This is a genomic window from Rhodanobacter sp. Root561, assembly GCF_001427365.1.
Lineage (GTDB): Bacteria > Pseudomonadota > Gammaproteobacteria > Xanthomonadales > Rhodanobacteraceae > Rhodanobacter.
In genome coordinates this window covers 123,399-137,827 of record NZ_LMGH01000014.1, presented here as the reverse complement: position 1 = coordinate 137,827, position 14,429 = coordinate 123,399, and the positions used below count along the sequence as shown (strand labels likewise).

Annotated in this window: 16 protein-coding genes; 8 read left to right on the top strand and 8 right to left on the bottom strand. The window is 67.5% G+C overall.

Features of this window, described 5'->3' with window-relative positions; genetic code table 11:
• The first annotated feature begins 9 nt into the window (after positions 1-9).
• From ASD55_RS14645 to tsaB, 7 genes are all read left to right on the top strand, one after another.
• The gene (locus tag ASD55_RS14645) at positions 10-843 is read left to right on the top strand and encodes an oxidoreductase (protein WP_056767186.1); all 834 of its coding nucleotides are present in this window, start codon (positions 10-12) and stop codon (positions 841-843) included.
• Positions 844-1,006: 163 nt separating this feature from the next.
• Positions 1,007-2,635 (top strand): ABC-F family ATP-binding cassette domain-containing protein, encoded by a 1,629-nt coding sequence (locus ASD55_RS14640; RefSeq protein WP_056767182.1) that lies wholly within the window; start codon positions 1,007-1,009, stop codon positions 2,633-2,635.
• 295 nt (positions 2,636-2,930) lie between these two features.
• On the top strand, positions 2,931-3,356 hold the full coding sequence (locus ASD55_RS14635; protein WP_056717020.1) for an organic hydroperoxide resistance protein: 426 nt from the start codon (positions 2,931-2,933) through the stop codon (positions 3,354-3,356).
• A gap of 52 nt (positions 3,357-3,408) precedes the next feature.
• Positions 3,409-4,221 carry an alpha/beta hydrolase gene (locus ASD55_RS14630; RefSeq protein WP_056767179.1) on the top strand — a complete coding sequence of 271 codons (813 nt, stop codon included), beginning with the start codon at positions 3,409-3,411 and terminating at the stop codon, positions 4,219-4,221.
• Positions 4,222-4,418: 197 nt separating this feature from the next.
• The gene (locus ASD55_RS18545; RefSeq protein ID WP_235577833.1) at positions 4,419-4,661 is read left to right on the top strand and encodes a hypothetical protein; all 243 of its coding nucleotides are present in this window, start codon (positions 4,419-4,421) and stop codon (positions 4,659-4,661) included.
• A 138-nt stretch (positions 4,662-4,799) separates the two neighbouring features.
• Complete coding sequence (gene creD, locus ASD55_RS14620) at positions 4,800-6,146, top strand: cell envelope integrity protein CreD (RefSeq protein WP_056767173.1); 1,347 nt, start codon at positions 4,800-4,802, stop codon at positions 6,144-6,146.
• Positions 6,143-6,835 (top strand): tRNA (adenosine(37)-N6)-threonylcarbamoyltransferase complex dimerization subunit type 1 TsaB, encoded by a 693-nt coding sequence (gene tsaB, locus ASD55_RS14615; RefSeq protein WP_056767170.1) that lies wholly within the window; start codon positions 6,143-6,145, stop codon positions 6,833-6,835. The genes creD and tsaB overlap by 4 nt, the downstream gene beginning before the upstream one ends.
• Positions 6,836-6,932: 97 nt before the next feature.
• Here tsaB and ASD55_RS14610 read toward each other — a convergent pair whose 3' ends face one another.
• Positions 6,933-7,232 (bottom strand): hypothetical protein, encoded by a 300-nt coding sequence (locus tag ASD55_RS14610; RefSeq protein WP_235577832.1) that lies wholly within the window; start codon positions 7,230-7,232, stop codon positions 6,933-6,935.
• A 91-nt stretch (positions 7,233-7,323) separates the two neighbouring features.
• Positions 7,324-8,361, bottom strand: coding sequence for a putative sulfate exporter family transporter (locus tag ASD55_RS14605; RefSeq protein WP_056767164.1), 1,038 nt, complete (start codon positions 8,359-8,361; stop codon positions 7,324-7,326).
• 87 nt (positions 8,362-8,448) lie between these two features.
• Here ASD55_RS14605 and ASD55_RS14600 point away from each other — a divergent pair, with 87 nt between their 5' ends.
• Positions 8,449-9,330, top strand: a complete 882-nt coding sequence (locus ASD55_RS14600; protein ID WP_056767161.1) for a LysR family transcriptional regulator — start codon at positions 8,449-8,451, stop codon at positions 9,328-9,330.
• A 51-nt stretch (positions 9,331-9,381) separates the two neighbouring features.
• On the opposite strand, the gene ptsP is transcribed toward ASD55_RS14600, so the two are convergent.
• The 6 genes from ptsP to raiA form a co-directional block, all read right to left on the bottom strand.
• Positions 9,382-11,151 carry a phosphoenolpyruvate--protein phosphotransferase gene (gene ptsP / locus ASD55_RS14595; protein ID WP_056767159.1) on the bottom strand — a complete coding sequence of 590 codons (1,770 nt, stop codon included), beginning with the start codon at positions 11,149-11,151 and terminating at the stop codon, positions 9,382-9,384.
• Positions 11,152-11,296: 145 nt separating this feature from the next.
• Positions 11,297-11,566 carry an HPr family phosphocarrier protein gene (locus ASD55_RS14590; RefSeq protein WP_056717038.1) on the bottom strand — a complete coding sequence of 90 codons (270 nt, stop codon included), beginning with the start codon at positions 11,564-11,566 and terminating at the stop codon, positions 11,297-11,299.
• An 8-nt stretch (positions 11,567-11,574) separates the two neighbouring features.
• Positions 11,575-11,967, bottom strand: coding sequence for a PTS fructose transporter subunit IIA (locus ASD55_RS14585; RefSeq protein WP_007805705.1), 393 nt, complete (start codon positions 11,965-11,967; stop codon positions 11,575-11,577).
• Between the two features lie 38 nt (positions 11,968-12,005).
• Positions 12,006-12,905: an RNase adapter RapZ gene (rapZ, locus tag ASD55_RS14580; RefSeq protein WP_056717040.1), complete on the bottom strand. Its 900-nt coding sequence runs from the start codon at positions 12,903-12,905 to the stop codon at positions 12,006-12,008.
• A gap of 4 nt (positions 12,906-12,909) precedes the next feature.
• Complete coding sequence (gene hprK / locus ASD55_RS14575; RefSeq protein WP_056767157.1) at positions 12,910-13,860, bottom strand: HPr(Ser) kinase/phosphatase; 951 nt, start codon at positions 13,858-13,860, stop codon at positions 12,910-12,912.
• A gap of 145 nt (positions 13,861-14,005) precedes the next feature.
• Positions 14,006-14,329, bottom strand: a complete 324-nt coding sequence (raiA, locus tag ASD55_RS14570; protein ID WP_056717044.1) for a ribosome-associated translation inhibitor RaiA — start codon at positions 14,327-14,329, stop codon at positions 14,006-14,008.
• Positions 14,330-14,429 lie beyond the last annotated feature (100 nt).

Sequence of the window (14,429 nt, the reverse complement as noted above, 5' to 3'; positions counted from 1 at the left end):
AGAGAACCCATGTCACAACGATGGCTCATCACCGGCAGCTCGCGCGGCATCGGCCGCGCACTGGCCGAGGCCGTGCTGGAGGCCGGGCATCAACTGGTCGCCACCGCCCGCGATCCGTCAACGCTCGACGATCTGAAACAGCGTCACGGTGACGCCGTGCGACTTGTCGCGCTGGACGTGACCGATCCGGTGGCGGCCGCCCGTGCCGTGGCGACGGCGCTGGAGGATTTTGGCGGACTCGACGTGCTGGCCAACGTGGCCGGTTACGGCAATGTCGATTCGGTGGAAGACACGACCTTGGAGGATTTTCGCCGCGAGATCGACACGAACCTGTTCGGCACCATCATCATGACCAAGGCCGTGATTCCGCTGATGCGCGCGCAGCGCGGCGGCCACATCATCCAGTTTTCGTCGGTGGGCGGACGCATCGGCGCGCCGGGGCGCGCGCCTTATTCCGCTGCCAAGTGGGCGGTCGAGGGCTTCTCCGAATCGCTGGCGCGCGAGATGGCCCTGATCGGCGTGCACGTCAGCGTGGTCGAACCCGGTGGCTTTCGCACCGACTTTGCCGGCGCGTCGACCCGTTTGAACTCGGGACGTCCGGAATACGATGCGGTGGTCGGCGCGACCGCACGGGCGCAGCGCGCTTATGACGGCAAGCAGCCGGGTGATCCCGTACGCGCCGCGCAGGCCATCCTCAAACTGGCATCGCTGGAACAACCGCCGTTTCGCCTGCCGCTGGGCAGCGATGCGTTGAAGATCATCGAGCAGGCTGACCGGGCGAAGCTCGACGAACTGGAGCGATGGCGCGAATTGAGTGCCTCCACGGATTTTCCGGTGGCCTAGTTTGCTGCAGCTGGCCTGTCTGTAGAATGCGTGTTCCTGCAGGAGATCGCGATCCACATGTGAGCCATACGGTCCATCCATAGCATCTGACGACATGCCCAAGGGCTGCCGTCCGGCTTCAGCTGCATCCGCCATGGCGGTTGCGCACTATGGGAGATTCCGCATGCCGGATCCACGCATTCGCGTTTCCAATCTCGTTTTTTCCTGGCCCGACGGCACGCCGGTGCTGCAGGATCTTTCCTTCGTCCTGGGTGCCGTGCGCACCGGTCTGGTCGCACCCAACGGTGCGGGCAAGAGCAGCTTGCTGAAACTGCTGGCGGGCGAACTGCAACCGCAAGCGGGCCGGATCGAGGTGTCCGGCATCGTCGGCTACCTGCCGCAGGACCTGGTGCTGGATGGCGACGCCACGGTGGCCGAGGTGCTGGGCATCGCGGCGAAGCTGCGTGCGCTGGAAGCGATCGCCGCTGGGGATGCCGATCCCGCGCACTTCGACACGGTGGGCAACGACTGGGACCTGCGTGAGCGCAGCATGGCGACGCTGGCCCGACTGGGTCTCGGCGAGCTGGCGCTGGAACGCCGGCTCGCAACGTTCAGTGGCGGCGAGACCATGTCGCTCGGGCTTGCCGCGCAACTGCTGCGACGCCCTGATGTCCTGCTGCTGGATGAGCCGAGCAACAACCTGGATCGGGCGGCGCGCCAGCGGCTCCATTCGGTGCTTCAGGACTGGAAGGGTTGCCTGCTGGTGGCCAGCCACGACCGGGAGTTGCTGGAGCGGATGGATCAGGTTGCCGAGCTGACGCCGACCGGCCTGCGTATCTACGGCGGCGGCTTTTCGTTCTATCGCGACGCGCTGGAAACCGCGCAGAACGCGGCCGAGCAGCAGGCACGCAACCTGCGCAGCGAGGCGAAGCGCGAGCAGCGCGCGATGCAGCAGTCACGCGAACGCGCCGCGCGACGGGCGGGCAACGCCGCGCGCGGCGTGGCCGATGCCGGGCTGCCGCGGATCGTCGCGGGCAACCGCAAGAGCGCGGCGCAGGTCTCGGCAGCGAAGACGGAGGCGACGCACGCCGCGCGGGTGGAGCAGGCGCGTGCGCGTCTGCTCGATGCGTTACAGGCGTTGCGCGACAGCGCGCCGCTGGATCTCTCGTTGCCGGCCACGCGGGTGCCAGCCGATCGCGTGCTGTTCGCCGCCGAAGGTTTGCGCGTGCGGCAGGGCGGCCGCGAGCTGTTCGGCCCGCAGGGACTGGCGCTGGACATCCAGGGGCCACAACGCATCGCACTGGGCGGCCGCAATGGTGCGGGGAAGTCCAGCCTGCTGCGGGTGATCGCCGGCGAACTGACGCCGGACGCGGGCAGCGTGCGACGCGGCGCGGGCCGCGTGGCCTATCTGTCGCAACGACTGGACGGGCTCGATCCTGCTCGCACGGTGATCGAGAACCTTGCGCTTGCCGCACCCGACATGCCGGCGCGGGAGCGCGCGAACCTGCTCGCCCGGCTGCAGTTCCAGGGCGCGCGCATGCACCTGCCGGCCGCCGCGCTGTCCGGCGGCGAGCGCCTGCGTGCGATGCTGGCCTGCGTGCTGCATGCCACGCCGGCACCGCAACTGCTGCTGCTGGACGAGCCCACCAACAACCTCGACCTCGCATCCGCCGATCTGCTGGCGCAGGCGCTGCGCGCGTACGAAGGCGCGCTGGTCGTGGTCAGCCACGATCCGGCCTTTCTGGCGGAGATCGCCGTGGAGCGCTGGCTTGAACTTTCCGACGGGCAGCTGGCGGAATACATCCGGCGCTGACCGCGCGGCGCAGTGATGCTTTGGTATCGGTCGATACCTTCGTGCAATGGAGCCGGGGCACTGGCTTTGATGTCATGCGCCACGCGTCATCGGCATCGCGCTGAGTGGCCTGCTGCTTCCGGGAGGCGCCCGTCAACAGTCTTTCGTGTCGACAGTCTGTTGCCCTGAACCCGGCTGGCCGGTGCTGCGCGATATCGCAAACATGTCTGCCACAGGGCAGCCACCTCTTCATCGCGAAACGGGGCTGGCGGTTGCCGGTGGATTCGGGTTCTTCCATTCCGCAAGAGGATTCAGCATGACCAGGCCACTCGAGAAAATCCTGTACACCGCGCATACCCACACCACCGGCGGTCGTGACGGCGCGGGCACATCCAGCGACGGCGCTCTCGATGTCACGCTCAGTCCGCCCGGCTCGGGCAAGCCGGGCACCAATCCGGAACAGCTGTTCGGCGTCGGTTATTCCGCCTGCTTCATGGGTGCGATGCAGATCGTCGGCGCGGCGCAGAAGATCAGGCTGCCGGCGGATACCGCAGTGGACGCCAGCGTGTCGCTGGGGCGCACGGAAAACGACACGGCCTATGGACTCGCCGTGACCTTGTCGGTTTCGCTGCCGGGACTGGATCGCGAGCAGGCGCAGCGGCTGGTCGACGGCGCGCACCAGGCTTGCCCGTACTCACATGCCACGCGCGGCAACATCGTCGTGACGATCGAACTGGCCTGAACTCTCGCGTCAGCCTGGCTGACCTTCCCCATCCCACCTCGGAGGCAAGCTCATGAAATTCCTGTCCCAACGTCTCATCAACCCGCTCGCCGGATGGCTCGTGCTGGGTGCCCTCGCGCTGGCCATGCCGCTGGCCGCCTCGGCACGGAACGCGCCGGCGCCCAAGCCCACGGTGGTGCTGGTGCATGGCGCCTTCGCCGATTCGTCCAGCTGGAATGGCGTGATCAAGCGCCTGCACGACAAGGGCTATACGGTGATCGCGGCGGCCAACGAGTTGCGCAGCGTCAACGGCGACGCGGTGGCGGTCACCAGCCTGGTCAAGTCGATTCACGGGCCGGTGGTGCTGGTCGGCCATTCCTATGGCGGCCCGGTGATCAGCGTAGCGGCCACGGGTCAGGACAACGTCAAGGCGCTGGTCTACGTGGCGGCGTTCGCGCCCGAAGTCGGAGAGAACGCGGCTGAGCTGTCCGGCCGCTTCCCGGGCAGTTCGCTGGGTTCGGCGCTGGCACCGCCGGTGGAGCTGGCCGACGGCGGCAAGGATCTGTACATCGAACAGGACAAGTTCCATGCCCAGTTCGCCGCGGACGTTCCCGCCGCGCAGGCTTCGCTGATGGCCGTCGGGCAGCGTCCCGTCACCGACGCCGCCTTGCACGAGGCGAGCACGTCGGCGGCGTGGAAGAGCATCCCGTCATGGTTCATCTACGGCAGCGCGGATCTCAACATCCCGCCGGCAGCCCAGGCCTTCATGGCGAAACGCGCCCACTCGCGCAAGACCGTGGTGATCAAGGGCGCCTCGCATGTGGTGATGGTGTCGCACCCCGCCGAGGTCGCGGCGCTGATCGAACAGGCCGCGCAGGCAAGGTAACCGGGCCAAGCGGGCAGGCGTTGGCGTTCTGCCAGCGCTTGCCTGTCGATCTTTACAGGCCGACCACGTGAACAGGACACCGCTGAGCCGCGCCCGCTCCGATGGTATCGATCGACACCATCGTGTGATGGGTGCCGCCACCGGACCCTGCCGTGATGGACGCACGCCGTGCGGCTGGATCACTTCGGGAGAGTGCCATGGGTTTGTCAAGCGAATCGAGGCGGGACAGCGCCGCTTTGCTGCCTCCGGCCAGTGACATGCTGGCGGTGTGCCGGGCCGCGTCGCGCATCGAGCGCAACCCCGACGAGGCAGCCGACTGGTATCTGCACACCCGCATCGCGGAGTTGGATGGCCTCACGGCCGCGAACCTGGTGGCTCTTGGGCGCACCAATGAGGTGATGCGCTTTCTCGAAGCCATCCGCAGCGGCGCCCGCGACTGAAGACCGTCGTTGCGAAGTGGCGTCACCCGGTTCCTGCTTGCCTTGCCCCGGCCACATGCCCGCCCTCGAACGGGCCGTTTGGGGCGCGGTGCAGCCCGTTGCGCCTGCTTTCATGCAGGCTCCATTCGGGGAGGCGACATGATGCAATGGACACAGACGGTGACCGCCAAGGTGCTTGGGGTCGGGGTGCTGGCGTTGTTGATGACGATACCGCTGATGCAGGTACGCGGGCTGGTGGGCGAGCGGCAGCAATTGCGCACCGATGCGATCAGCCAGATCGCGCAAGGCTGGGGCGGCAAGCAGGTGCTGGGCGGGCCGGTGCTGGTGGTGCCCACGTTGCGTCAGGTGGCGGTGGAAGGTCAGGCGACGCCGCGCTGGCAGGCGGGCAGCGAAAGCATGCTGGCCGACGCGCTGAAGCTGGACGTGGCGATGGCTGTGACCACGCGAAGTTATGGCATCTACACCGCTCCGGTCTTCGTCGCCACGGTGAAGCTCGACGCGCAATTCCGGGCGCAGGACATCGCCCAGTATCGCCATGCCAGCGACGCGCCGTGGCAGGGCGGCAAGGCCGAGCTGCGGCTGCCGATCGGCGACTTGCGCGGGCTGCAGGAAATTTCCGACCTGCGGGTCAACGGTCAGCCGGCCCGTTTCGAATCGTCGGCCGATCGCCTGGGCGGATGGCCGAACGTGGTGGTGCCGATCGACCTCGACGTGCTGGGCGACCAGCCGATCGACGTGCAGATCAGCCTGAAGCTGGCTGGCACCGAGGCGCTGCAGATGCTGCCGCTGGCGCGTGGCACCGACGTGACCATGCGCGCGCCGTGGAGCGACCCCAGCTTCATCGGCGCCGCGCTGCCGCTGGAACACGCCATCGATGCCAGCGGCTTCAGCGCCCACTGGCACCTGCTGGATCTCAATCGCAGCTACGGCCAGCACTGGACGGACGGCGACGACATGACGGCCGCGCTGCAGGCGTCGACCTTCGGCGTGCAGCTGTACCAGCCGGTCGACGTGTACCAGCGCAACGTGCGCGCGGGGAAGTACGGCCTGCTGTTCATCGCGATGACCTTCGTGGCGTTCTTCCTGTTCGAGGTGCTCAAGCGGCTGCGCGTGCACCCGGTGCAATACCTGCTGGTCGGCGCGGCGCTGGCCACCTTCTACGTGGTGCTGCTGGCGTTGTCCGAGCAGATCGGTTTCGGTCTGGCCTACGCACTGGCGGCGGCCGCGGTGGTCGTGCTGGTCGGTGGCTATGCGATGGCGGTGCTGCATGCACGGCGCGCCGGCCTGCTGCTGGGCGGCGTGCTTGGGCTGATCTACGCGATGCTGTACGGGCTGATCGCGGCCGAGCAGTACGCGCTGCTGATCGGCGCCCTGGTGCTGCTGGCGATGGTCGCGCTGATGATGTACCTGACCCGCCGCATCGACTGGTATGCGTATGTACCGACCTCGACCGAGCCGCCAGCGGCTATCATGGAACAATCATGAATCTGCTCGCGATCGAAACCGCCACCGAAGCCTGCTCCGTCGCCCTGATCCACGGCGACGAACTGATCGCCCGCAGCGAAATCGCGCCGCGCCGGCACACCGAACTGGTGTTGCCGATGGCCGACGAACTGCTGGCCGAAGCCGGCATCGGCCGCCACGCGCTCGACGCGATCGCCGTGGGCCGCGGCCCCGGCGCGTTCACCGGCGTGCGCCTGGGCGTGTCGCTGGCGCAGGGCATGGCGCTGGCGCTGGACCTGCCAGTGATCACCGTCTCCTCGCTCGCCGCGCTGGCGCTGGAGGCGCCGGAGGAGGAAGGCACCGCCATCCTCGCGGTGATCGACGCGCGTATGGGCGAAATCTACGCTGCCTGCTACCGCCGCGACGACAACGGTGGCCTGGTCGCGCTGGACGACGAACGCATCTGCACCGCCGACACCTTGGTGTTGCCTGAAGCGGATGCCTGGCAGGTGGTCGGCAGCGGCTGGGCCACCTACGCCACCGTGCTGAGCCAGCGCCTCACCGGCACCCTGCATTCGGCCGATGGCGTTCGTTATCCGCAGGCGGCCCACGTCGCCGAGCTGGCCATGCGCGAGTTCAGGGCTGGCCACGCGCAAGCGCCGGAGCTGGCCTTGCCGGTGTATCTGCGCGACAAGGTGGCGTTGACGTTGGTGGAGCAGGGCAAGGCGTAAGTGTCGAGGGTCATGCAGGGAGGCAGCGTGGAATATCCCGTTGCCACCCTGTCCGCGGAGCATTGCGATGCTCCGCATGATGCCCATTCTCGAAGTTCTACTTGTTGCGCCGGCCTTCGTCCATGACGCATTTTCGCAGAGCCGACGGATCGTTGGCTTTGCTCATGCAGTTGTAATACTTGCGATGGGTTTTGCGCGCAACGCACTTGGCCACGAGATCGGCACGGTCATCCGCGTGTGATTTGCGGAACCAGTCTTCGGCATCAGGCGGCATGACCGAGACGGCGAAGTCGATTTCCTTGTCGATCAAGGTCCCACATTCATCGGCAGAAAGCTTTCTGGAACTGCAGGAGGTGAGAAGACCGAGCGCCAGGGCGGCAAAAATCACCTGTTTCATCATTCGACATTTCCCTATGTGCCGCTGGACGCGGGCGTGGTCGGCAAAGCATGGCAGGTGGTTGGCGCAGGGTCACGCCTCGAGCAGTGGCTCAGAGCCGCCCGATCACCAGTTGCACCAGCAGGCTGCTCACTGCCACCGCGATCCACACGCCCAGGCCGAGCAGGATCGGGCGGGGGCCGCTGGAGATCATCTTGCGCAGGTTGGCGGACAGGCCGATCGCGGTGAGCGCCACGATGATCAGGAATTCGGCGAGCAAGTGGATGGATGGCTGGATGGCCAGAGGGATCAGGCCGGCGGTGCGCAAGGCGGAGGCGACAAGAAACCACAGGATGAACCACGGGAAGATGCTGGCCAGACTGAAGTGGCCGGCGCTGCCTGCTTCGGCGTGCTTGCGCTTTTCGCGGGCTGCGACCACGAAGGCCAGCACCAGGCAGATCGGGATGATCAGGGTGGCGCGGGTCAGCTTGACGATGGTGGCGTAGTCCCCGGCGGCGTGGCTGTAGCTGTAGCCGGCGGCAACCACCGACGAGGTGTCGTTGATCGCGGTGCCGGCCCACAGGCCGAAACCGAGGTCGGACAGGTGCATCAGGTGGCCGAGCAGGGGGAACAGCAACACGGCGACCACGTTGAACAGGAAGATGGTCGAGATCGCGAACGCGGTGTCGTGGTCGTCGGGACGGATGATCGGCGTCACCGCGGCGATCGCCGAGCCGCCGCAGATCGCGGTGCCCACGCCGATCAGCACCATCAGCTTGTCGTGCACGCCGAGCCAGCGGCCCAGCGCCCAGGCGGAAAGGAAGGCCATCGTCATCGTGATCAGGGTGACCGAGAGCGACTCCAGCCCGGTCTTCGCCACCTGGTCCAGGCTGAGCCCGAAGCCCAGCGCGATGATCGACCACTGCAGCACCTTCTTGCCGGCGAAGGCGATGCCCGGCGCGTAACGCGCGCCCAGCGGCAACGTGTTGCCGACCACGATGCCCAGCACGATGCCGATCACCGGCCCGCCGATCAGCGGCGCCCAGCGGCCCAGCAACCAGGCCAGCAGCGCGATCGCCACCGCCAGCAACAAGCCAGGCGCGCGTTGCAGCAAGGGGTTGGGCGTGGCGACGGAAGCGGGGGCGGACATGGTGGACTCCTGGAATGGCGGCCATTGTCCGTCGTGCAGTCCATAACCAGAACTTGGAATATGTGATTGGTCGTATAAACTCGGCTGATGATCAACATCAGCCCGCGACAGATGGACGTGTTCGTGCAGATCGCACTGCTCGGCAGCGTGCGTGCCGCGGCCGAGCGACTGCACCTGACCCAGCCGGCGGCCAGCATGGCGCTGGCCGAGATGGAGCGACAGCTGGACGGGCCGGTGTTCGACCGCGAGCGCGGCCGCTTGCACCTCAACGCCCGTGGCCGCGAGCTGTTGCCGCTGGCGCAGGAGCTGCTGGAGCGACACGCCGAGTTCGGTCGCCGCGGCCGCGAGGACGGTGCCGAACTGGGCGGCGAGCTGCGCGTCGGCGCCAGCAACACGGTGGGCAATTACCTGGTCGGCGAATTGCTTGGCGGCTTCGTGCGGGCGCATTCGCAGGTGGCGATCCGGCTGCGCGTGGCCAACACCGAGACGATCACCGCAGGCATGCTGGAGCACAGCCTGGACATCAGCTGCGTCGAGGGGCCGGTGGCCCATCCGCTGCTGGAAGTGCGACCGTGGCGCGACGACTCGCTGGTGGTATGCGCGCCGCCGGAACATCCACTGGCGCGCAAGCGGGGTTTGAAACCCGCCGATTTCGCCGGTGCCCGCTGGGTGTTGCGCGAGCCGGGTTCGGCCACTCGCGCCACCAGCGAGCGGGTGCTGTCACAGCTGCCGCCAGGTGAGACGGTGCTGGAGCTGGATCAGATCGAGGCGATCAAGCAGGCCGTGGTCGCCGGTCTGGGCATCGCCTGCCTGCCTTCGGTGGCGGTGACCGATGCCCTGGCCACCGGACGACTGAAGGCGCTGAAGACGCCGTTCCTGGATCTGCAACGCAAACTCTCACTGCTGCTGCACCGGCAGAAATACCGGGGTGCGTTGCTGGAGGCGTTTCTCGACAGCATCGGTTTCTAGATCGCCGCCTGAAGCCCGCGCCGCCTTGCCGCGCCGGAAACCCGCGATGATTTACGTGGAAGCGCTGGCGGGCAGCGCCTGCTCCTGCGAACGGCTCACGATCTCGCGCAGCATCGCCTCGGCCTGCTCATGGGTGTGGGCGCGCAGCAGGCGGGCCAGGTTGCGGCGCAGGTCGGCGTGGTCGAGCGTGGCGAGGCGATCGCGCACCTGCAGGATCTGCGCCGGGTGCATGCTGAATTCGTTGAGGCCCAGCAACAGCAGCAGCGCGGTGAAATTCACGTCGCCGGCGATTTCACCGCACAGGCTGACCGGCTTCTTCGCCCGGCGGCCGGCGCTGAGCACGTGCGAGATCAGTCGCAGCATCGCCGGCTGCAACGGGTTGTAGATGTTCTCCAGCGCGTCGTTGCCGCGATCGGCGGCTAGCACGTACTGGGCCAGGTCGTTGGTGCCGATGGCGAGGAAGTCGGCGTGCTCCAGCAGCGCGCGCACGTTGATCGCCGCCGCCGGCACCTCGATCATCGCGCCCAGCGGCAGTTTCTCGGGCAGGTCGATGTTCTCGCGCTTCAGGTCCTGGCGCGCCAGCTTGAACAGCGTGCGCACCGCGATCAGTTCGTCGGGCTGGGTCACCATCGGCACCAGCACGCGCACCGGGCCGTAGCAGGCGGCGCGCAGGATCGCGCGGATCTGGGTGGTGAACACCGCGGGATAGCGCAGCGACAGGCGCACGCCGCGCACGCCCAGCGCGGGGTTGTCCTCGCCGCGCAGGCTGAGCCCGGCGGCGTCGGCCTTGTCGGCGCCCAGGTCCAGCGTGCGGATGGTGACGGGCAGGCCGCCCATGCCCATCACCAGGTCGCGATAGGCGATGAACTGCTCGTCTTCCGAAGGCAGCCCCTTGTGCTTGAGGAACAGGAATTCGGTGCGGTACAGGCCCACGCCGTCGGCGCCGCGGGCGCGGGCCATGGCCACGTCCGATGGCGTTTCGGCATTGGCCAGCAGGGCGATCTCGACGCCGTCTCGGGTGCGGGTGGGCGCGTTGGCCAGCTTGGCCAGGCGGCGCCCCTCGATGGCCGCCTCGCGCTGCCAGGCACGGTAGCGCGACAGGTCCTGCGCGGTCGGATGGACGATCGCCTCGCCGCCTTCGGCGTCGAGCAGGATCAGGTCGTCGTCGTGGATGTTGGACAGAGCGTCACGGGTGCCCACCAGCATCGGCAGGCCCAGGCTGCGCGCCAGGATGGCGCTGTGCGAATAGGCGCTGCCGGAACTGGCGACCACGCCGAGCAGGCCGTTGCCGGCCAGCTGCGCCATGTCGCCCGGGGCAATCGAATCGGCCACCAGGATTTCGCCCACGCGGGCGGCCAGCTTGCGTTCTTCCGGACTGGTCTGTCGCTGCAGCGCGGAGATCACCCGGTTGATCACCTGCTCGACGTCTTCCTTGCGGCTGCGCAGGTAGGGGTCGTCCATCGCCTCGAACACGGCAGACAGGCGATCGCGCTGCTTCTTCAGCGCGGCGCCGGCGCGGTAGTGGCCGATCCGGACCAGGTCGTCGAGCCCGCGCAGCAGTTCGGCGTCGTCCAGCAGCAGGCTGTGCGCGTCGATGAATTCGTTGACCTCGCGGGCCAGCGCGCCGTGCAGCCGGTTGCGCAGTTCGCGCAGTTCCTGCCGCGCCGTGTCGAGTGCGCGGTGCAGGTGTTCCAGTTCGCCCTCGATCTCGTCCTCGCCCAGCGGACGGTTGTCGACCGCGTAACGACTGGGCTGCACCAGCCGCGCACGGCCAAGCGCCATGCCATGGGCGGCGACGGTGCCGGGAAGGAGGTGTCTCACGCTTGGCTCCTTGCGGAGTCGGGAATGGGCAATGGGGAATGGAGAATGGTCAGGAGCAGGGCGCGCGCAGGCCGGCGATGCACCGTCAACCTGGTGCAGCCGACTTTGCCGATTCCCGGTTCCAGATTCCCGATTCCCTGCATCACTACGCCCCCTCGTCGAACTTGCGCTCGAACAGCTCGACCACGGCGGCGAGCGCAGGTTCCTCGTCGGGGCCTTCGGCGCGGATGGTCAGCGGACTGCCCAGGCCGGCGGCCAGCATCATCACGCCCATGATGCTCTGGGCGTTGACCTCGCGGCCCTTGCTGATCAGCCACACGGTGGACTTGAAGCCCTGCACCAGCTGCACCAGCTTGGCCGAGGCGCGGGCGTGCAGCCCGAGTTTGTTGGAGATGACGACTTCTTGTTCAAGCATGGATGGAGTCAGGCATGGTCGATGAAAATTCCCCCGCGGCCACCGCTGGCCGCGATCTCGGCCAGTTCGTCCAGCGGTTTTTCCGCATAGTTGAGTACGCGCAGCAGCATCGGCAGGTTGAGCCCGGAGACGCAGCGCAGGCGCACGCCCAGCGCACCCAGCGACAGCCCGATGTTGCACGGCGTGGCGCCGTACAGGTCGGCAAGGATCAGCACGCCATCGCCGTGGTCGAGTTCGCGGGCGTGATGCGCGGTGAGCGTGCGCATCACGTCGGGATCGGCATTGGGCGGCACCTCCACCGCGTCCACCCGCAAGGGCAGCTTCGGCATCACGTGGTGCGCGGCCGAGATGATCGCGTGACCGACCGCTTCATGGGTCATCAGCAGCACGCCCACGCTCATGGCTGCTGTTTCCTGCGGGTTGCCGAAGTCATGCCGGTTCACTCCAGCTCGCGATGGAAGGCGAGCACGCCCTCGCGGCGGTCACGATAATAGGCGGCCAGCTTTTCGACCAGGTAGACCGAACGATGCCGGCCGCCGGTGCAGCCGATCGAGATGGTCACGTAGCTGCGGTCGTCCTGTTCGAAGCGGGGCAGCCAGGCATCCAGCCAGCGCGCGGTGTCGGCGAAGTATTCGCCGACCAGGGGTTCGGCTTCGAGGAACTCGCGCACCGGCGCGTCCTTGCCCGACAGCGGACGCAGGTGGGCCTGCCAGTGCGGATTGGGCAGGCAGCGCGCGTCGAACACGAAATCGGCGTCCAGTGGCAGGCCGCGCTTGAAGGCGAACGACTGGAACATCAGGGTCAGGCCCTCGGTGGCCTGGGCGTAGCCGGTGGCCACCAGGCGACGCAACTGGTGCACGTTGAGTTCGCTGGAGTCGATCACCTTTTCGGCGATCGCCATCAGCGGGCGCAGCAGCCGGCGCTCCTCGACGATCGCGTCGGCCAGCGACACGCCGCGGGTGGCCAACGGATGGCGGCGGCGGGTTTCCGAGTAGCGCTTGATCAGCACCTCGTCGCGGCAGTCCAGGAACACCAGGTGCACCTGCACGCCGGCGGCGGCCAGCTCGGACAGCACGGTCGGCATGTGGGCGAAGTCGGTGCCGCGATTGCGCACGTCCACGCCCACCGCGATGCGCCGGTGCTTGCTGTTGCCCTGGATCACCGCGTTGACCAGCTGCGGCAGCAGGGCCGATGGCAGGTTGTCGACGCAGTAGAACTCCAGGTCCTCCATCGCGCGCAGCGCCACCGTCTTGCCGCCGCCGGACATGCCGGTGAGCACGATCAGGTGGATCTCGCTGGGGTCGACCTGCAGGTCGAGCAGGGGAGTGTTTCCGTTCATGCGTTCACCATGGCGGCAGCCGGCGCAACTGGTGCGCCTGACGGTCAATGAAGGTCTGCGCCGGATCGATGCCCTTGCTCTTGAGCGCATGGCTGCGCACGGCGGCCTCGACCAGCACGGCGAGGTTGCGGCCGGAGGCGACCGGCAGGGTGATCATCGGCACCTGCACGTCGAACACCTCGCGATGGCCGATGTCGCCGGTCAGACGGGTCAGCGCGTCGATGTCCTCGCCGTCGCGCAGCGGTTTCAGGTGGACCACCAGGCGCAGGTATTTGGACGGCTTTACCGACATGTGGCCGAACATCTCGCGCACGTTGAGCACGCCCAGGCCACGCACTTCCAGCAGGTCCTGCAGCAGCTCGGGGCAGGTGCCGTCGATCACGTCCGGCGCGATCAGGGTGAATTCGGTGGCGTCATCGGCGACCAGACGGTGGCCGCGGCTGATCAGTTCCAGCGCCAGCTCGCTCTTGCCCGAGCCGGCTTCGCCGGTGATCAGCACGCCGATCGAGAAGACCTCCATGAACACGCCATGCAGGGTGATCTTCGCCGCCAGCATGCGCGCCAAGTGGTATTGCAGGTAGGTCAGCAGTTCGTGGCCGCGCTTGGAACTGGTCCACAGCGGCGTGCCGGTTTCCTCGGCGACCTCGCGCAGGTCGGCGGGGATCGGCTGGTCCTTGGTCACGATCAGGGCCACCGGCTGGTAGGCGGCGATCTTGTGCATCACCTCCCAGCGCTGGCGCGAGTCCAGCCCGTCGAGGAAGTTCAGCTCCTCCGAGCCGATGATCTGCACCTTGTTCGGGTAGATCACGTTGAGGTAGCCGATCAGCGAAGGCCGCCGCGACTGCGCCACGCCCGGCTCCAGCACGCGCGATTCGCCACGCATGCCCGACACCCAGCGCAGGGCCATGCGTTCGTGGACACCATCGTAGAGTTGTCGCGCGCTGATCCGGTCCAAGCTCAGTCCTCTGCGCCGCGTGTCGTTGCCCGGCGGGGCTTCGCGGCGACGCGGCCATTGTGCCAGCTTGGACGGTGGTACGTGTTCAGAAAAGGAAACGGCCCGCACGTGGCGGGCCGTTCCGGGTGGCGTTCAAGCGACGGGATCAGCCGTACTGGCGCTCCTCGCGCGCTTCGCGTTGATGCTTGTCGGCCACTTTCTCGCGGTGCTTGCGCAACTGGGCGACCAGCTTGTCGAACAGCACGTCGATCGAGGCATACATGTCGGCCTCGGTGGCTTCGGCATGCAGGGTGGCGCCGACCGCGTTGAGCGTGCCGTCGGCGCGCTGCTGCAGCTTGTCGACCGAAAGCACGATCGCGAGGCTCATCAGCTTGTCGTCGAGGCGAGTGAGGCGGTCGAGCTTGGCCGTGGCGTGTTCGCGCAAGGCCGGGGTGACTTCAATCTGCTGGCCGCTGAGTTGGAATTGCATGGGTCGCCTCCTCTGGTGGTGCAGTGCCGCGTTGTCGCGGCGGGGTGGACGCGTCGGGCCGCAGGCGCCGACACATCGTCAGTCATTCTGTAACAGGTAT